9 protein-coding genes and 3 pseudogenes are annotated in these 20,827 nt (G+C 36.8%); 9 read left to right on the forward strand and 3 right to left on the reverse strand.

Annotated elements, in window-relative coordinates; genetic code table 11:
* Positions 1-4: 4 nt before the first annotated feature.
* Positions 5-3,202 (reverse strand): SusC/RagA family TonB-linked outer membrane protein, encoded by a 3,198-nt coding sequence (locus K6V30_RS05980; RefSeq protein ID WP_029425216.1) that lies wholly within the window; start codon positions 3,200-3,202, stop codon positions 5-7.
* A 103-nt stretch (positions 3,203-3,305) separates the two neighbouring features.
* The gene (locus K6V30_RS05985) at positions 3,306-5,825 is read right to left on the reverse strand and encodes a glutaminase domain-containing protein (protein ID WP_029425217.1); all 2,520 of its coding nucleotides are present in this window, start codon (positions 5,823-5,825) and stop codon (positions 3,306-3,308) included.
* 613 nt (positions 5,826-6,438) lie between these two features.
* On the opposite strand from K6V30_RS05985, the pseudogene K6V30_RS25470 reads away from it, so the two are divergent.
* From K6V30_RS25470 to K6V30_RS06015, 7 genes and pseudogenes are all read left to right on the forward strand, one after another.
* Positions 6,439-6,597 (forward strand): annotated as a pseudogene (locus tag K6V30_RS25470) (Arm DNA-binding domain-containing protein); the annotation flags it as partial.
* 18 nt (positions 6,598-6,615) lie between these two features.
* Positions 6,616-7,677, forward strand: a complete 1,062-nt coding sequence (locus K6V30_RS05990) for a site-specific integrase (protein ID WP_010536205.1) — start codon at positions 6,616-6,618, stop codon at positions 7,675-7,677.
* Positions 7,678-8,375: 698 nt separating this feature from the next.
* A pseudogene (locus tag K6V30_RS05995) lies at positions 8,376-8,978 on the forward strand (DUF1793 domain-containing protein); the annotation flags it as partial.
* Positions 8,979-9,035: 57 nt separating this feature from the next.
* A complete protein-coding gene (locus K6V30_RS06000) occupies positions 9,036-10,592 on the forward strand; it encodes an IPT/TIG domain-containing protein (protein WP_029425219.1) in 1,557 nt (518 codons plus the stop codon).
* A gap of 16 nt (positions 10,593-10,608) precedes the next feature.
* Positions 10,609-13,731 (forward strand): SusC/RagA family TonB-linked outer membrane protein, encoded by a 3,123-nt coding sequence (locus K6V30_RS06005; protein ID WP_022301405.1) that lies wholly within the window; start codon positions 10,609-10,611, stop codon positions 13,729-13,731.
* A gap of 15 nt (positions 13,732-13,746) precedes the next feature.
* Entirely contained in the window at positions 13,747-15,864 is a 2,118-nt protein-coding gene (locus K6V30_RS06010) for a RagB/SusD family nutrient uptake outer membrane protein (protein ID WP_010536209.1), read from the forward strand.
* A 22-nt stretch (positions 15,865-15,886) separates the two neighbouring features.
* Complete coding sequence (locus K6V30_RS06015) at positions 15,887-16,948, forward strand: DUF4973 domain-containing protein (protein ID WP_022301406.1); 1,062 nt, start codon at positions 15,887-15,889, stop codon at positions 16,946-16,948.
* 212 nt (positions 16,949-17,160) lie between these two features.
* Here the strand turns inward: K6V30_RS06015 and K6V30_RS06020 are convergent, their stop codons facing one another.
* Complete coding sequence (locus tag K6V30_RS06020; protein ID WP_055269355.1) at positions 17,161-18,333, reverse strand: ATP-binding protein; 1,173 nt, start codon at positions 18,331-18,333, stop codon at positions 17,161-17,163.
* A 366-nt stretch (positions 18,334-18,699) separates the two neighbouring features.
* Between K6V30_RS06020 and K6V30_RS06025 the strand changes: the two are divergent.
* Positions 18,700-19,311, forward strand: a pseudogene (locus tag K6V30_RS06025) (DUF1793 domain-containing protein); the annotation flags it as partial.
* 17 nt (positions 19,312-19,328) lie between these two features.
* Positions 19,329-20,816, forward strand: coding sequence for an IPT/TIG domain-containing protein (locus K6V30_RS06030; protein WP_055269357.1), 1,488 nt, complete (start codon positions 19,329-19,331; stop codon positions 20,814-20,816).
* The last annotated feature ends 11 nt before the right edge of the window (positions 20,817-20,827 follow it).

Raw genomic sequence — 20,827 nt, forward strand, 5'->3', positions numbered from 1 at the left:
TTTATTAAAATTTTAGGTTTACGCCAATATTTATTACTCGCATCGGAGGATAATCCAAACCATTGTCAGATGCACATTCCGGATCCATGACAGAAAGGTTTGATAGAGTCAGTAAGTTTGTACCTGAAACGAACAGTCTTAAATTACTAATGCCAGTCTTGTTTAGCCATGTTTTGGGGAATGTGTAACCAACTTCCAGATTACGTAACTTTAGATAAGTTACATTATGTAACCAATATGAACTTTTATCATAAGCACTAGTTTCATCAGTATTTAGACGAATCATCGGATATTTACCCGGAATTAAGGGGCTGTTAGCATCCCATATATCAGATAAATGCCATGCGTCTTTCAACACTTCATCAGGGCTGTTTCCATCATTCTGAAACGGACGGGCTGTCTCATAACACTGATTCCATGATGTCATACCAGAGCCAGTCCAATCCATAGCCAAATCAAATCCTTTCCATGATGCGGAAAGATTAATTCCAAAATTAAGAGTAGGAGTACTATCTACACGATATCCAATAGGACGTTCATCTAAATAATTGATTACACCATCATTGTTTTGATCCTTATACATAATATCCCCTGGAACTACCGTACGATTACCTTTTCTGTCATTATCAATTGGATAATTAGCAATTTGTTCCCAGTTTTGAAAACGACCGATAGCTTCGTATCCCCAGTTTACGTATCCTACACGGTGCCAAATGCTGTTACGATATTCATCCCATGAATTACTGAAACGTGGCTTATACTGCTCCCAATCCCAGAATCTGGAATAGGTTATATTGCCACCAATGCTATAATTGAAGTCATTGATATGGTCAGTCCACGTAATTGAGGCATCAAAACCTTTATGCATATCTGATTTCAGATTCTCCTTTGGTAGACTAAAACCTGCTTCATTCGGTATTAATACATCATAACGGGCTTCAGGAATTCCATCACGTACACGACGAAAATAATCAAATTGAACATTCAAACGGTTATTGAGAAAACCTAAATCTACGCCAATGTCTAGAATCTTCGCTGTCATCCAGGATAGTGTCTGGTTAGGTAGTCCGCGAGTAGAGGTTCCTACTACCCAATTCCCATCAATTACAGCACCACCACTGTTGTAATTATAACCAGGTAGGTAATCAAAAGCAGAATAGTCAGAAACGGCATCATCACCAACTTCTCCATATGAACCACGTAGTTTAAAGTTAGTAACGATTTCACCAAGTTTGCTTTCTTTCCAAAAATTTTCTTCAGAAATACGCCAACCCAATGACGCTGATGGGAAGAATCCCCAACGATTGTCTGGGCGAAATTTCCATGAACCATCCCAACGAGCTATTAATTCAATTAAGTATTTGTCAGCATAGCTATAATTGATACGTCCCAAATAACCCATACGAGCCTCTGTTCTATTTCCATCGTCATTAAACTCTTGAATTTCTTTCAGACGAATCAAATCCATTGCATTAGAAACCGGTGTAGAATGAATCCACATTTTAGGGCGTTTACGTTGACTTGCCTCAAATCCAGCTACGGCAACGACTGCATGTTTCCCGAATTTACGATCAAAATTTAACTGGAAGTTTGAAAATTGATCCTCTACCTTCTCACGATTACGTTCACGATAAGGGTTTGACATACGATTGGTTACATAGTAGCTGTCTGTTTGTTCATTATAGCCATATAATTCATAGGTGAACTCTTGGTTATCCAGTTCGTTGTATGCATAATAGTACCCCAACATTCCTTTGAATTTTAATCCTTTCAGAATTTCATATTCAGCAGTACCGTTCATTTGAATTACACGCCATACGTCCGAGACCTTTCCTGTTGTTTCGTAATTTAAAATTGCAAAATTAGTTTCCGGTTGATCAGATACCAACTGCGGATAATTGGGATTATCATTGGCAAATGGACGTTTGGTTGGTTGATTTTTCATTGTTGCGAAACGAGGTAGCCATGTATCATCACCTCCCGGTACTCCAGGATGACGACGATCCTCAATGCGTCCATTCATGCTTGCACCTACTTTAAGACGTTCATTTACATTCATTTCAATATTCATTTGCACATTCGTACGACGAAATCCGCCATAATTGCGAATAGTTGCATCTTGATTAATGTGGGATACTGCTACATAATAATTTGCTTTATCTGTACCTCCAGAGAAATTCGTATTGATATAATATTGCGGAGCACTTACCCAGATATAATCTTCCCAGTCCCATCCTTGATATTTAGCGTCTGTACCACTCATCCATTTTTCATATTCTTCTTTACTATAACGACGAGAATCATCATTACGCCCAGAAAATGTTTCTGCAGTTACATATGCATGAACATAATCTTTTACATTAGCGGGGCTAACATATTTGGAGTTTTTTTGCCAGCCATAATAGGCGTTAACAGAAACTGTATTTTTAGAATTACGGCTACCTTTCTTTGTAGTAACAACTACTACTCCATTCGCAGCACGTACACCATACAAAGCAGCTGATGCATCTTTTAATACAGATATAGACTCGATATCGTTAAAATCCATCTGACTAAACTGCCCTGTATCCGAAATAACGCCATCAATTACAAATAACGGAGTACCCATATTACGAATTTGCAAAGCTGTTTCAGCCCCAGGGCGTCCATCTTGTTGACGAGTATTTACACCTGCAATTTTACCAACTAAAGCTCCACCTGCAGTAACAGCAGAAGAACGGGCAATTTCTTCGGATTTAATAGAAGACACAGCCCCTGTCAACGTTGCTTTCTTTTGTGACATACCGAAACCTGTAATGACTACTTCATCTAAAACTTGCGTATCTTCCTGTAAGGTCACAGTAATTTGTCTCGACTCTCCTACAGCAACATTTTGTGTTTGATAACCGATAAAAGAAATCTCCAATCTTGTTTTAGGAGCAACATTTAGAGAAAATTCACCATTTATATCAGTGATTGTACCGGTAGTTCCCCCTACTTCTTTTACATTGACTCCAATTAATGGTTCACCATTGGCATCAATAACAGTGCCTTTTACAATACGTTGTTGTTGGGTAGAGTTCACTATTAATGTATTTTCATCTATTATACTAGTGGCGTGAATATAACTACTAGGCAATAATGAAAATGCAGTCAGACAGAGTGGAATGCACCACATCTTGTTATGGCTTAAAAACCAAAACATTTGTTCTTTTCTTTTCATAGCAAATAAATTTTGTCACCGATATTATACATCTTATAATTAGTATAATACGGATGAGTGTTTAAAATATATTGAATAATTTCACTTTTATTGGATTAGCTCATCACTTGTTCAACATTTTCTCCATTAGTATCTTCATCCAATGTCCTCCGATTACCGAACGAGCCTTAAACCCAGTCATCTGATTAGTTTTTGTATCATACCAGTCACTAATTGGAACACGGGAAATCGTTTCATTGACATATTTATAAAGAGGATCTACAAACTTCTCAAAAGTTGCTTGATCAGAAGACATAGCTGCCGTCCACATAATCCAATCAGACTTTGTGTAATCTTTCCGAGAATCCAATGGTAATCCATAAGGATTCTGTTTCGTTAAATAATAGTTGATTTCTTTGCCGATTACATTATTAGGGAAGAGATTCAGATTCCACATCTTATCCCAGATCATGTTATATTTCTGACTCCAAGTGTCTTCACGGTCAAAGGCCAGACGATAATGATCTCCTTCATTTGCCATTTCCTCCCATTTAACCGCCATTTTCTTGGCTATAGTAGCATATTTATCTGCTATATTATTAAATCCTAACATTTTAGCCATCTCGCTGTAACCAGCTATTCCCATAATTGCTTTCACTGACAAGTTCGCATTATGAGCCCAATGCCCGGCAAAGTCGTCCGTGCACAACTGGTTCTCCGGGTCCTGTCCATACTCTACAAGATAGTTGGTCCAAATCGTCAAAATATCCCAATATTTTTTGGCATAATCAGCATTTCCTTCGACTTTTGCAAGAGCTGCAGCAAGGATTACCATATTGCCACTTTCTTCAATCGGCATATCACCACCGTAAACTTGTCCATTCGCAATCGGATAAGTTCCAAGATCATGTGCAGCAAAAGGTTTATTCCAACGTCCACTAGCACTATATTCGAAGATACTCGTCATCATCGCTTTTACTAATTCAGGGTTATAAACCAAGAAAAGAGGAGCAGAAGGATAAGTCAAATCAACCGTATTTACGCAGCCATTACTATTATTTTCTTTAGAAAACCATAGCAAATTGCCCTCTTTATCTGTAAACAGCTTGTGAGCAGACATCACTTGACGATAAGATACAGAACAAATCTCCGCATATTTCTTACCACCGGCCTTTTCCGCATCGTTATAAATTAATTCGTCAAGGGCACGACAACGTTCCATTATGGACAAATAGTTGTCTCTCAATTTCTCGAAAGCGTCGAAGATTGTAACCTTACCATCATGCTTCCAATATCCCATACGCTTTTCATACATATATTCTATGGAATAAATGTCATCATAGCCAATCATCATAAAGCCTTCTTTTCCATTTTGAGAAACCATGCCTAAGTTATGTGTATATGCCATGGCTGGAGTATTTTCCTCCTTGCGAGTTTCCCATTTTGTCTTTGAAGAAGCTAATGTTCCATTTTTAACAAATGACTCTTTCATTCCATAATAATCACCTAGACTTACTGATTTTCCAGCTCCATTTACACCTGCAAGGTATACATATCCCCAGTCAGCACAAATCAAATCACCTTTACGGTCACATATTGGCTGGTCAATAGAGCCTGCTTCTACATAACTAATACCATTTTTAGACAATGTACGCGCGATAGTCGGCTGATTACTCTCATTGATGGTCAATTCTGGAGTTGTTTCTATATAGAATTGCACATCGTGTTCTTTTTTATCTAGCGAACGAACACGATAAGAAACATAGTTAATTGGAGTTGATAGTAAATCCAGGTCATCAATTAATTGAGGAGCAGTAAATACGATATCCAGTTCTACTGGTCCACAAGCAAATGTATAATAGCTAGAAGTTGCTAATACATCAACAGACTTTTGCACAGCTTCATTTGCAAATTTTACAGCATTCTCCTTTTCACGGAACAAGCCAAAATCGACATATGAGCCTCCTGTCGTATTATGGCAATGTGCTGCAATTACATTTTTGCCATTACGGAGTTTCTTCTTTGCCGCATCTGATAGTTTCAGAGATACATTATCTCTCCACACAAGACCGGTTGAAACCAGTTTTTCTCCATTCAGATATAGTTCAAATACATCGTCATGAGAATAAATCAGGTAAATATCTTCTGCTATATCCTTATCATTGAAATCAAATGTGCGGCGAATATAAATGTCGGTATTATCACCTTTCCATTCTGTATGAACGCGTTGCATGTCACGGCTACCGAAAGCAGCTTTGCCTTTCTTCCAGTTGCTATCATCAAATTGCAGCTCTTGCCATCCATTTGCCGGTTGATTGTTAGTATAAGCAGCTTCCCAACGCTCTACATTAGTCATAGGGGCAATAGGAATCAAGTTGATTTTATCTTTTCCTAAAAAACGATAGACTTTTCCATCTACACGCAAAGCGCCTAATAAAGGTTTCTTGGCATTTGTCCAGTGTTCTGTACTGCCTTCCATTAGGTTATCATAAGGAGACCAGATCGAAAAATATGGATCTGAAACAACAATGGGCACCGAAGGGGCTCGTAATGCTATTTCTTTAGAAGGCTTTAATAGGTCAACTGTCTGAGCATTAACCATTAAACCAACTGAAAGAGCCATCATGGCTAGTAGTTTCTTCATAAATACTTCTTTTATTTTATCTACAAATTTAAGGTTATCCATTCATCAATCTTATTTACCTTCAAGAAAAACAAAACCTACATTCTCTTTTATGCTACTTTTTACCTTAAGTAATACCTTTGAAAACTGCAATCTTTATACCTTAATATTCCTGTTATCTCTGTGTACCTTAAAACTATTAACTAATATCTAAAATGAGTACTCTTAAATTTTGTATAAAATGCTAAGTAAAGAAGTTGTTGCAGAGTCGTGTTTTCTTAGTGAATCCGAACTCGTTTACTTAACTTGTTTTTCATAGCATCTTATTTGTAACACCGCAAATTAATGGATTTAATAACATAAAATAGGAAAATAGATGTTCAAGAAAGGATAAAATCTAGTCTTTTTCATGTTTCAAACCTTCTTTTAACAGGTATACAAGCTAAAAGAAGGCCGTTTGAACAGTTTTTTTTCTTTTCTGAATAGTATTTTTCCTAAACTATTTGAGGAAATGCCCCAATAACTGAAAGCTTGGAACTTTAACAAAAGAGGTATTGGTCATTTCAGATACCTTTCGTAAATTTGCATCACGAATGCAATACAGGTTATTACTATAGCAAAATATACTCCATATATAAAACCAAAGTACGTTACCCAAGAGGGTACTACTGTACTTTATGTTCGATATAATTACGATCGAACAAGACGTACGCTTATATCTACCGGATACAATATTAGACCCGAACATTGGGATTCTAAAAAGAAGTGGATTAAACGTGCATGCCCCAACTATGATGAAATCGATACCTGTTTGATTAAGATCACATCTAAGCTTGGTGACATTCTGACTTATGCTAAAGAAAATGGCATAGATCCGACTGTAGAATTTGTCCTGCTCGAATTGGAGAAAAACAGAGAATATGGACTGCGCCCTAACCGGGTAGATATGTTTGAGGCATTAGAGCGATATATATTAGAAAAGACACCATCTGTTTCCGCTGATCAAATCAAAGACTACAGAACACTCCGCAAACATCTGAATGGTTTCAAGAAGTATTCATCACAACCGGTAACATTCCGTAATCTAAACCTGACATTCTATAATGAGTTTATGGATTATCTATTCCATAAGGTTGTAAAGCCAAATGGGACAATAGGGCTACTTACTAACTCCGCCGGAAAGATAATACGATTATTGAAAGGGTTTGTGAATTATCAGATTGTTAAAGGAGTTATTCCGCCAATTGACCTAAGAAATTTCAAAGTAGTAGAAGAAGAGACTGATGCTATTTATTTGAGTGAAAAAGAGTTGGCTGCAATATATGAGCTTGATTTATCCGGTGACAAGCAATTGGAGGAAATCCGAGATGTGTTTATTACCGGGTGTTTCACCGGGTTGCGATATAGTGATCTTTCTACATTAAGTCCTGAGCATATTGATTTGGACAATGAGAATATAAATCTTAAACAGCGGAAAGTACATAAGGCTGTTGTTATTCCTATGATTGATTATGTACCTGAAATTCTTAAGAAGTATAATTATGACCTTCCTAAAATCCCGAGATATATGTTCAATGAGAAGATCAAAGAACTGGGACGTCGAGCTAAATTAAGGCAGAAAATCGAAATAGTTCGTAAGAAGGGTAATGAAAGAGAAAAGAAAGTATATGAAAAGTGGGAAATGATATCTTCGCATACGTGCCGCCGCTCATTTTGTACAAATATGTATTTATCTGGTTTTCCTGCAGGAGAATTAATGCGTATATCTGGTCATAAAAGTCCCGCTGCTTTTATGCGATATATTAAGGTCGATAATCAACAGGCTGCTAAAAGACTCAAAGAATTGCGAGCTAAACTTGCAAATTTGGGGTAGCTGTAAGAAATGCCTTTCGGAGTCTGAATAAATACAGGCTACATCACCGCTCTATTCACTATAGTAAAGCAGAAAAAATCAATAGTATCTAAGGTTTGTTTGACACCCGGATTTTATGTATACCGACACCCGGGTGTCAGATATGTCTCTTATGCAGTCCAAAATTAATTCAAAGCTACATTATTTAATTCTTTCTTATATATTATACATAATAGTGCAGCAAATCTTATGCAAAAATGAAGTCAAGTCAGCCAGGCATGATACACTATCATATTTTTAGATTATATATGTTTACATTATCCATATTCTCCTTAACCATTTGAAACCTCATTGCTTCCTGTTATGTTTCATAGTTACACCATATGGCATCATGAATTCCTCATTATGTTTTATCTTATTCGTATTTGGTATATATATCTTTTTTTGTTTGTATTATATGTTTTAATTTACTATGCAATAATGATTTATGCAAAATAGAATTGTTTGTTTTATAATATGTTTCTTTTATATGTTGTAAATATAATTATATTTTATTTAATGGATTTTTTTAAGATTTTAAATCTATTATCATCCACCTTTTATATTACGACACAATTATCGATTTACATATACTGTTTTGTACCTAAACAGACAACACAAAGACAATACAAAAGACGATATATTATTGTATATTAGTTGATTACAATAATAAAAGGCGGTTTGGACAGGACCCGAGTAACCAGTTGTGTACTGATGATTTTGCCGGGCATTGGGCTCATAATGCGAACTTATCAGTGAAAGCAATCATGGGAATAGCTGGTTACAGCGAGATCGCCAGGATGTTAGGATTTAATGATGTAGCAGATGAGTATGCTACTATAGCCAAGAAAATGGCGGTTAAATGGGAAGAAATGGCAAATGAAGGAGATCATTATCGTCTGGCCTTTGACCGTGAAGACACTTGGAGTCAAAAGTATAACATGATTTGGGATAAGATGTGGGGGCTGAATCTCTTCCCCAATAATGTAATCGACAAAGAAATCAATTATTATTTGACCAAACAGAATCCATATGGATTACCATTGGATTCTCGGAAAGATTACACAAAATCCGATTGGATAATGTGGACGGCAGCTATGTCTTCTGACCAAATAACTTTTGAAAAGTTTGTAGATCCTCTTTATAAATATGTCAATGAAACAATTTCCCGTGTTCCAATTAGTGACTGGTATGATACAAAAACTAATCAGATGACTGGTTTCAAGGCTCGATCGGTGATTGGAGGACATTGGATGAAGGTACTTATGGGTAAAATGAAATAAGGCATTTAATTTTTAATATACTTATTATTAACTAAAATGAAAAACATGAAATGTAAAATGAAAAAAGTATTGAAGGAATGGCAGTGGACATTACTGGCATTATTCACAATTTGCATTTATAGTTGTAAAGACGATGAAAATGTAGAGACTGAAACCTTTGATCCATCAAAGCCTGTAGTAATTTCTGATTTTACCCCGAAAGAGGGAGGAGCCTATCAGAAGCTACTGATTTATGGTGAAAACTTCGGTACAGATGCTTCGAATGTAAAAGTGAAGATCGGAGGTAAAGAAGCTATTGTTATTAATGTAAAAAGTACTTATGTCTACTGTTTTGTTCCTTCGGGAGCTTTTAGTGGTGAAATTGAGATCACTGTAGGGGAAGGAGAGAATTCAGTAACAACGACTGCAAGTACTGCTTTTAGTTATGAGAAAAAGATGGTGGTAGGTACGCTTTGTGGCTATCGCAATAATCGTGACGATCAAGGTTGGAGAGATGGACCATTTGATGGACCGGAAGGTGTCAAATGCTGTGGATTTAGTGATAACGGACGACTAGCTTTTGATCCGTTGAATAAGGATCATTTGTATATTTGTTACGATGGACATAAAGCTATACAGTTGATCGATTTGAAAAACCGCATGCTTTCTTCTCCATTGAATATCAATACTATCCCTACTAACCGTATACGAAGCATTGCTTTCAATAGAAAGATAGAAGGATATGCTGATGAGGCGGAATATATGATTGTAGCTATTGATTATGACGGTAAAGGAGATGAAAGTCCTAGTGTGTATATTATTAAACGCAATGCGGATGGTACATTCGATGATAGGTCTGATATACAATTGATAGCTGCTTACAAGCAATGTAATGGAGCTACTATTCATCCAATCAACGGAGAATTGTATTTCAATAGTTATGAAAAGGGACAAGTATTTCGTTTAGACTTGGTTGATTACTTCAAAACTATTAAGAAGGGGGAAAGCTGGGATCCTATAGTAAAGAACAACCCTAATACTTTTAAGCAGTTATTTACTATTGCTGATCCAAGTTGGGAATTTCAGATATTCATCCATCCTACTGGAAAGTATGCTTATTTTGGTGTGATTAACAATCATTATTTCATGCGTTCCGACTATGACGAGATAAAAAAGGAATTTATTACACCGTATAATTTTGTCGGGGGATATAAACAGTCAGGCTATAAGGATGATGTAGGAACCGAGGCCCGTATGAATAATCCTTGTCAAGGAGTATTTGTGAAAAATCCAGATTACACTGGTGAAGAAGAGTATGATTTCTATTTTGTAGATCGATTAAACTTCTGTGTTCGTAAAGTAACTCCAGAAGGCATCGTATCGACCTATGCGGGGCGAGGAGCGTCAACTTCCTTAGCTGACGGCAACCAATGGGGAACTGATGATGGTGACCTACGAGAAGTGGCTCGTTTCCGTGATGTAAGTGGACTTGTTTACGATGATGCGAAAGAAATTTTTTATGTACATGATCAGGTGGGACATACTATTCGCACTATTTCAATGGAGCAAGAAGAGAATACAGCCGGTGACGAGAATATGCCGGAAGATGAATCAACAGTGGAATCTAACGAATAAACACATTTATCAGATTATGAAAAAATATTTAGCCATTTTTTTGTTGATGCTAGTTGTCCCATTGACGATTTCAGCACAACAAACAATAACCGTGACTGGTACGGTTACCGACACACAAGATGAGCCGATGATTGGTGTTAATATCACTGTAAAGGATGTAGCCGGTTTGGGGACCATTACAGATATCAATGGTAATTTCTCTATAAAAATGGAACCTTATCATCGATTAGTCTTCTCATACATCGGATACGATGATGTAGAAGTACTTGTAAAAGAACAGCATACTGTTAATGTCAAGATGAAAGAGTCAGAGGCCAGCGTACTGGATGAGGTTGTAGTAACTGGTATGGGGGCACAGAAAAAACTGACAGTGACGGGAGCCGTAACCAATGTAAATGTGGGAGATTTAAAACGTTTCCCTACCTCCAATATGTCTAACGCCTTGGCCGGTAATGTTCCGGGTATTATTGCCCGACAAACTTCCGGACAACCAGGAAAAAGTACTTCTGAGTTTTGGATACGTGGTATTTCTACTTTTGGAGCGAGCTCAAGTGCTTATATTTTAGTGGATGGTTTTGAACGTAGTAGTTTGGACGAACTTAATATTGAAGATATCGAATCATTCACTGTGTTAAAAGATGCGTCAGCTACTGCCATTTATGGTTCTAAAGGTGCAAATGGTGTAGTATTGATTACAACTAAACGTGGTAAAGCTGGCAAAATCAATATTGACGCCAAGGTAGAAACTTCTTATAATACTCGTACTATCACTCCGGAGTTTGTAGATGGTCTTTCGTACGCCAGTCTGATGAACGAAGCATTAGTGACTCGCAATTTAGGAATGGCTTATCAACCAGAAGAGTTAGAGTTATTTCGCACACAAATGGATCCGGATTTCTATCCGAATGTAGACTGGATGGATTTGATCCTAAAAAACGGAGCATGGAGTTATCGTGCTAACTTGAACATGAACGGCGGTGGTAACACTGCTCGTTATTTTGTTTCTGCAAGTTATACGGAGGATCAAGGTATGTATAACACAGACCAAACGTTACGTGATGATTACGATACAAATGCCAACTATAAAAAGTGGAATTATCGTATGAATGTTGACATAGATATCACCAAATCGACTTTATTGAAACTAGGTATAGCCGGTTCATTAGCCAAACGTAATAGTCCGGGACTGGCCGATAACGAGATGTTATGGGGGATGCTTTTCGGATACAATCCTATTGCAACGCCTGTATACTACTCCAATGGATACGCGCCTATTTCCCACCGGGATAATGTAAACAAACTTAATCCATGGGTTGCATCTACACAAACTGGATACAATGAAGACTGGCAGAATAATGTGCAAACTAATGTTACATTAGAACAAAATTTTGATTTCATTACCAAGGGATTGAAGTTCGTAGGACGTTTTGGTTACGATACAGACAATAGTAACTGGATTAATCGTCATCGTCAACCTGATTTGTATAAAGCAAACGGACGCAGACAAGAAACGGGAGAGATTATTTATGAGAAAATGTTCCCGGCATATGACATGACGCAATCAAGTGGTAGCTCTGGTAAACGCCGTGAATTTCTTGATTTACTGTTAAGCTGGGAACGTGCTTTCGGAAATCATCATGGGGGAGTTACCTTCCGTTATACACAAGATAGTGAGAAACGGACAGTAGATATTGGTACAGATATTAAGAATGGAGTATCAAAACGTAATCAAGGGTTAGCAGGACGATTTACTTATAACTGGAACTATCGTTACTTTGTTGATTTCAATTTTGGTTATACCGGATCAGAAAATTTTGCACCAGGAAATCAATTCGGTTTCTTTCCGGCTTTTTCTCTTGCATGGAACGTTGCCGAAGAGTCATTTGTTAAGAATAACCTGAAATGGATGAATATGTTTAAAATACGTTACTCTCACGGTAAGGTAGGTAATGACAATATTGGAGATAATAACCGTTTCCCATACTTATATACTATAGCTACTACAGGATATAACAGCGAAGGAAAGCCTAATTATGTATATAACTGGGGATTTGGTGATTATGGAAAATCATTCATAGGAACTCGTTACACTCAGATGGCTTCTAATGGTATTACTTGGGAAGTTGCGACCAAGGATGACTTGGGTATTGATCTTTCTTTATTTAATGACAAATTTACAGCGACAGTTGACTATTTTCACGAAAAACGTACAGGTATTTTTTTAACACGTGAGTTCTTACCTGAAATTACAGGTCTTGAGAGCAAACCTAAAGCGAATGTAGGTGAAGTGAAATCTCAAGGTTTTGATGGTAATTTTGCTCTTAAGCAGAAGTTGGGTGAGGTGGATATGACTATTCGTGGGAATATAACCTATAGTAAGAATGAGGTACTTGAAAAGGATGAAGAGAATCAAGTCTATTCTTATTTATATCAAAAAGGGTATCGTGTAGATCAAGTTAAAGGACTGATAGCTGAGGGATTGTTTGCTGATTACGATGATATTCGTACCAGCCCGAAACAAGAGTTCGGTACAGTGCAGCCTGGAGATATCAAATATAAGGATGTAAATGGTGATGGTGTTGTAAACGATAATGACAAAGTTGCTATTGGTGCTACTACCACTCCGAACTTAGTATATGGTATAGGAGCATCTTTCGCATGGAAAGGAATTGATGTAAATGTTCATTTCCAAGGAGCCGGTAAATCCACTTTCCCTATTTATGGTAAATGTGTATATGCATTCAGCGAAAGTGACTGGGGAAATATCTTTAAAGATATGATAAGTGATCGTTGGGTAGATTCAGAGACTGCTGCCAAACTGGGATTGCATGCTAATGAGAACCCCAATGCAACATATCCGCGTTTAACTTATGGGGAAAATAAAAACAACCAACAGACCTCTACTTATTGGATGCGTGATGGTCGATATATTCGTTTAAAGAATTTGGATATTGGTTATACTTTGCCCAAAAGCATAGTTAACAAACTGCACTTCAATAATATTCGTATCTATATTGCAGGTTCAAACTTGATTACATGGTCTAAATTCAAAACATGGGACCCGGAAACTGGCAATCCGCGTGGTGAAGCTTATCCGCTAACCAAATCAGTTACTATGGGTTTATCAGTTAACTTATAAAAATACTAAGAGATTATGATAAAGAAGATTTATATGTTATTATTAACCGTATTAGGGATGGGAGCAATTTCTTCTTGCTCTGATTACCTGAATTCGGAGAAATATTTTAAGGATCGTCTGACACTGGAGAAAACTTTCGAAAGCAAGGATCATGTGGAAGAATGGTTAGCTTATGCTTTCTCATTTATAAAAAATGAAAACTATGAGGTGACGACTAAAGGGCCTAGTGAGAATTCGTTTTGTTTTTCAGACGATATGTATTATGGTGACCGAGATAAGACAATCGATGCAACAAAGAATGAACTGTCATATAATATGTTCAAGTTAGGAGAATATGATGAGAACACTTATAATGTTGGTGCATGGGGGGCATGTTACAAAGGGATTTTCCAAGCGTCAGTATTTATCCATAATGTTGACCGGTGCCAAGAGATGGCTGATTGGGAAATACTAGATTACAAGGGACAGGCTCGTTTTGTTCGCGCTTACTATTATTGGTTGCTTTTACGTCGTTATGGCCCGGTACCTATTATGCCGGATGAAGGAGTGGATTATACCCAGAGCTATGACCAAATTGCCACTCCACGTAGTTCATACGAAGAAGTGGCACAATATATCAGTGACGAAATGCTACAGGCTACTAAAGAGTTACAATATGATCGTCGTACTGATAATTATGCTATAGGCCGACCCACCCGTGGAGCTGCATTGGCAGTTCGTGCTTATGCGCTGATTTTTGCAGCTAGTCCGTTTGCTAATGGAAATAATGATGAATATGCGCAGCAATTGGTAGATGACGAAGGGCGTCGTTTGCTTTCTTCCGAATATAGTGAAGAAAAATGGGCAAAAGCTGCTGCCGCTTGCCGTGATGTCATCGATTTAGATGTTTATGAGTTGAATATTGTAAATAAATCCACATCTGATAATGGGCCTTCTGAGCGTCCGACTGTTACTCCACCGGCTGATGGCGAGTTTTCCAAGCAACCTTGGCCAAAGGGATGGACAAATATTGACCCGCTCAGATCATATCGTACTATCTTTGATGGAACTATATTACCTGCAAACAATAAAGAACTGATATTTACACGTGGGGCAACCAATATAGATATGTTGGTACTTCATCAAATGCCCAAAGATGATGGAGGCTGGAACTGCCATGGCATGACACAGAAAATGCTGGATGCATATTATATGAATAATGGTAGTAATGAGCCGGGCATGAACTCTATGTATCAAGGAGTAGCTAATTATCAAGGTATTGTAGATACTCGTGAACGTAGAACCGGGTTTACTGATTTGCAGGACTTGAAGGATAATAAATATCCGGAATTAGGTTGGAAATATGATCCGAAGAAAGGAGATAATGATCAGGCTAAAACTGGGATGAATGTTTCTTTGCAATATGTAGAGCGTGAACCACGATTCTATGCTTCTGTTGCTTATAATGGCTGTACATGGTATTATTTGAGCCAGACTGAAAGCAAACCTGCAGATGTAAATCAACAGGTTTGGTACTACTTTGGAAGTTCCGATGGTTATCGTAATGACGGTTTCTACTTGCGTACAGGTATAGGAATTAAAAAGTTTGTTCATCCCAACGACTATCCGGGCAATTATGTTGCGAAAGCTGAAACTGCAATTCGCTATGCAGATATTCTACTGCTTTATGCAGAAGCATTGAATGAGTTGACTGGAACATACAATATACCTTCTTGGAATGAGGCGACAACTTACACTATCAGCCGTGATAAAGAACAAATGGAAAGAGGTATTCATCCGGTACGTATTCGTGCGGGGCTGCCTGACTATCCAGATGAATTTTATCTGCAGAGCGGGGTTGATGATATGCGTAAAGCTTTAAAACGTGAACGTATGATAGAGTTAATGGGCGAAGGAAAACGTTACTTTGACATTCGTCGTTGGAAAGATGCACCAATAGAAGAATCTCTGCAAATATACGGTTGCAATGTCTTTGTTGGCGAAGCTAAGAGAGACGAATTCCATTCGGCAATTCCTGTTTACAATCTTCCGTCTACGTTCTCAGAGAAACTATGGTTATGGCCTATCAAACATAGTGAATTGAAACGTAATTCGCGTTTAACACAGAACCCAGGATGGACAATGTATGATTAATTCTAAACATAAAGACTTATATATGAAAAAAATATATACTTTGGCAGCTTTGGCTGCAATGACAATGTTGGGAACTTCCTGCAATTCAGAATGGGAAGATGAACAATATGAACACTACATTTCTTTCAGTTCACAACTGGATAGTAAGGGAGTGACGAATATATATGTACCTTATAGTCGCCATGATGCAGAAGGAAATTATGCTGAAGGAGGAGAAGGGAGATCCAATTATCAGTTGCCAATACTTGTTAGTGGCTCTACCGACAATCCAAGTAATGTCACTGTACACGTAGCACATGATGCTGATACATTGAATATTTTGAATTACGCTCGTTACGCTACACGTACAGAACTATATTATGAGGATATGGGAGCAGAAGGATTGGCATACGCTTCGTATCCAGAATCTCTACTGATAAAAGCGGGAGAAAATAAAGGTTTGCTGGATCTTAAATTTGATTTTCGCAACATTGATATGTCAGAGAAATGGGTACTTCCATTGCAGATTGTAGACGACGCGTCTTACAACTACGTAGCTCATCCGCGTAAAGACTATGCTAAGGCAATATTGAGAATCTTCCCATTTAATGATTACTCTGGCGATTATTCTGGTACAGGAATAACCAACAAGGTGGTGACGGGATATGATGGAGATGGTAAACCGATAGAAACAGCAGAATCTATCACAAAATCGTCAATAAGAGGATATGTAATAGATGAACAGACTATTTTTACGTATGCAGGAATAGTAGATGAGGATTATACAGACCGTAGAAAGTATAAAATTAAATTTACCTTTAATGGCGAGACGAATGGTTCGGTTACTATTTCCTGTGATAATGCAGAAGAGATTGGATTTGAATTAAACAAGGACGTGACTCCTTCATTTCGTATTTCTTCATCAATGGATGACGCTAAGCCCTATCTGGAACACCGTTATGTAATAATTAATAATGTTGACTATTATTTCAATTATATACCAGTGGAAGGCACCATCATTCGCTATCATGTAAAAGGTACATTAACATTATCACGTGATATCAATACTCAGATTCCAGACGAAGATCAAGCAATCGAATGGTAGTTCCTTTTAATTGCTAATCTAATGAATCAAGAAGAGGGTGAAGTTCAAGTTATTATTAAAGAAAAGGTGCACGAATATCCGTGCACCTTTCTGTTTTATAAATATATTAAAGATAAAAGTTATGAGAACATTCACGCCAATTGTTTGAGTACTTATTTTCTGTTTATTTATTAGTTATAATACTAATAGAAAATGTCAATCCGCTTCTTTTCTTAATATGTAAATCCGAACATCCATAATGGAATTATGTTTTGCATTCCGAATTCAATATCATCCTTTACGATATAGGAATTTTCAATATTCTGAATTTGTTTCTGAGATTTACCTTTACCACCTATTTCGAAAGTGTATTTTCCTATGGAAAAGTCAGAACAGGAAGAAGTTGTAATTGGTTGTGTAGCTCTCATCAAAGAAAAGAATACTGTTTCCCGTATGTTCCCAATATCCGGCATACTATCTGAAAGGGCATAAGCCAAATTGGTATTATTCAAATAAACTTTATCTACTTTTCCTAACAACCTGATTCCTTCTGTATCACAGCGTAATTGATTAATAATACCAGCTTTCTCCAAATAGAACATAAGCTCTGATATCGTATTTCTATTTATATCAAGTAGAGCTGCTAACTTTGTGAAATTAGGCTTGAAAGGGACACTCTGAGCAATGATATACAATAGCCTTTTTAATTTTTGTGCCGTGGTTATATTCATTTTGGCAAAAATGGGAATATCATTTTCCAATGCTTGGTTTAAAATACTCCGTAATCGAATATAGTACCCTTTCTCCTTGAAAAAGGGGTAATATCCCTGTTGAAGATATTCCTTAAATAACTGAAGAGGTCGTTCTAAATTATATGGGAAATCAACCTTGTTTTTTAAAATGTCTTCTAAAGAATAAACGGGTAAACGATAACCTCTTGAAATTGCAAGATATTCCCGAAAAGAAAGTCCTGTCATACGGTATTCTAACTTTCGTCGACTCAGATCAGCTTCTCCTGTCTCCAGGTCCAATATTGAAGACCCTGTATATACAACCTGTATTCCTGGAATTAGATCATATATATTTTTTATTTCACGAGACCAACCATAGTATTTATGTATTTCATCTATATAGAGTTTTTTGCCACCATGCTGATAAAATTCCATCGCTAAATCAAAAATTCTATGTTCAGAGAAATAAAGGTCATCAGCTGTAACAAACAAAGTCTCATCAATATTATCATATTGTTTTATATGTTGTAAAAGCATAGTCGTCTTTCCTATACCTCTTGCACCTAGTATAGCTATTAAGCGGCTGTCCCATTCAATTTGATCGTGAAGGTAACGAACAAAATCTGTAGAAGTGTTATTGAGCAATGTTCTATATGCTCTGTAAAGAGTCTCCATAATTGATAATTTTCTAGTTGAATGAACAAATATACAATAAATTGCAGAATAAAAATAGCAAAAAAAATAAATATTGCATTTTTTATTCTGCAATTTAAAGAGTTGTACCTAAAATATCTACTGCCTGATTTATATATGATATATTGTATTTTACCATTTTTCAAAATTAATGTAATTACTACAAAGCAGAATAAATTACTATTCAGGAACAAATATTCTATTTGAAACAAACAAAAGGTAGTAAGACCTTTCATATGCAATAAAATCGATATAATTATTTATTTATTTTCTAACTAACAATACGATCTTATCTTATTATCTAGATAGTATATTGAATATCAAAAGTTTATGCGATAAAAAACACGGTTTGGACAGGACCCGGAGAACCAGTTGTGCACGGACGACTTTGCCGGGCATTGGGCTCATAATGCGAACTTGTCAGTGAAAGCAATTATGGGAATGGCTGGTTACAGCGAGATGGCTAAAATGTTAGGATTTAATGATATAGCAGATAAGTATGCTACTATAGCCCAGAAAATGGCAGTCAAATGGGAGGAAATGGCAAATGAAGGAGATCATTATCGCCTTGCTTTCGATCGCAAAAACACTTGGAGCCAAAAGTACAACATGATCTGGGATAAGATGTGGGGGCTGAATCTCTTCCCTAATAATGTAATCAGTAAAGAAATCAACTATTATTTAACGAAACAGAATCCTTATGGATTACCATTAGACTCTCGGAAAGATTACACAAAATCCGATTGGATAATGTGGACGGCAGCTATGTCTTCTGACCAAATAACTTTTGAAAAGTTTGTAGATCCTCTTTATAAATATGTCAATGAAACAATTTCCCGTGTTCCAATTAGTGACTGGTATGATACAAAAACTAATCAGATGACTGGGTTTAAGGCTCGTTCGGTGATTGGAGGACATTGGATGAAGGTATTAACAGATAAAATGTTGAATAATCAATAATTCTAATCTAATTTATTATGAAATGTAAAACTGTAAAAAGTGAATTTGGGAGAATTCAATGTATTCTGCTGGCTCTATTTACACTTTGTTTCGCAAGTTGCAGAGATGAAGAAGAAAAGCAAATAGAACCGTACGACCCTAGTAAACCAGTAGAAATTACCGATTTCACTCCAGACTCTGGTGGTGGAGATACTTACATTGTTGTATATGGTAAGAACTTTGGAACTGATACATCATTATTGAAGCTAACAGTTGGTGGAAAACCTGCTAAAGTTATTAGTGTTCTTGGTGATTATATGTATGCTATTGTTCCTCAGAAAGCTTTTAAAGGCAATTTTGTGCTAACCGTTGGTAAAGGAGAAGATGCACAAACAGTAGAGGCTGAAAAGCAGTTTGATTACAAAAGACAATTAGTTGTATCTAATCTCTGCGGAGAAACGGATGATAAAGGTCATTATGAAATAAAGAATGGTCCATTTGATGATTGTGGCGGTATTGATGAGCCAACTTGGTTTTCATTTGATCCTGAGAATAAACATATTCTTTATTTAGCGCAAGACGAGGGAAGTAAACCTATTCGTGTGCTTGACCTAAAGAATCAAAGGATTTACTCTAATACCCAGTTCAGCATTGAACGTCCACGTACTATTACATGGACTTTAGGAAAGGATGGGATAAGAGATACGATGATTATTGCTAGTGATAGGGGAGGCGATCGTGATGTTAATAACTGGTATTTAGTGCGTGATAGAAGTAAACCGGTTCATGAGGCTTTCAATGTAACTCCTCAGCCACTGATGGAAGGTAAAAATTGTAATGGTTCTGCTATTCATCCAGTAAATGGAGAGTTATATTACAATTCTTTTGCACTAGGTGACGTATTTAGATTCGACTATAGAAATGCTTGGGATCCAGATAGAAAGGTTTTTGACTATACAAAACGGGAGAAACTCTTCTCTATACAAGATGTAAACTGGGAATTTAATATGGTAATTCATCCAACAGGACGTTATGCTTATATTGTAGTTGTCAATAAACACTATATTATGCGGACTGACTATGATAATGTTAGAAAGAAATTTGGGGTACCTTATTTGTTTTGTGGTTCAGTAGGGAATGCTGCTTGGGAGGACGGAACAGGTGACAAGGCTCGTTTAAATACTCCTTATCAAGGAGTGTTTGTTAAGAATAAGAAATATGTCGAAAACAATAACGAGGATGAATATGACTTCTATTTTACAGATAGAATGAATCATTGTATTCGCATTCTGTCACCAGAGGGAAGTGTTACTACATTTGCTGGTCGAGGTAGTTCGGCTTTGAATTCTAACCCATATGGATATGTAAACGGTGCATTACGTGAAAAAGCTCGTTTCGACCGTCCTTCAGCATTAGCTTACGATGAAGAAACAGAAACCTTTTATATCGGTGACTGGATGAATCATCGCATTCGTAAAATCGCTTTAGAAGAAGGAGATGAAACAAGTGAAGAGGTCAATAATTAATTTATGATAAA

This window comes from Bacteroides faecis, from assembly GCF_020091505.1.
GTDB lineage: Bacteria > Bacteroidota > Bacteroidia > Bacteroidales > Bacteroidaceae > Bacteroides > Bacteroides faecis.

Excerpts from the sequence above, each read along its gene's own strand:
- K6V30_RS05980 (WP_029425216.1), bottom strand. The coding sequence starts at position 3,202 with ATGAAAAGAAAAGAACAAATGTTTTGGTTTTTAAGCCATAACAAGATG.
- K6V30_RS05985 (WP_029425217.1), bottom strand. The coding sequence starts at position 5,825 with ATGAAGAAACTACTAGCCATGATGGCTCTTTCAGTTGGTTTAATGGTT.
- K6V30_RS06000 (WP_029425219.1), top strand. The coding sequence starts at position 9,036 with ATGAAAAAAGTATTGAAGGAATGGCAGTGGACATTACTGGCATTATTC.
- K6V30_RS06005 (WP_022301405.1), top strand. The coding sequence starts at position 10,609 with ATGAAAAAATATTTAGCCATTTTTTTGTTGATGCTAGTTGTCCCATTG.
- K6V30_RS06010 (WP_010536209.1), top strand. The coding sequence starts at position 13,747 with ATGATAAAGAAGATTTATATGTTATTATTAACCGTATTAGGGATGGGA.
- K6V30_RS06015 (WP_022301406.1), top strand. The coding sequence starts at position 15,887 with ATGAAAAAAATATATACTTTGGCAGCTTTGGCTGCAATGACAATGTTG.
- K6V30_RS06020 (WP_055269355.1), bottom strand. The coding sequence starts at position 18,333 with ATGGAGACTCTTTACAGAGCATATAGAACATTGCTCAATAACACTTCT.
- K6V30_RS06030 (WP_055269357.1), top strand. The coding sequence starts at position 19,329 with ATGAAATGTAAAACTGTAAAAAGTGAATTTGGGAGAATTCAATGTATT.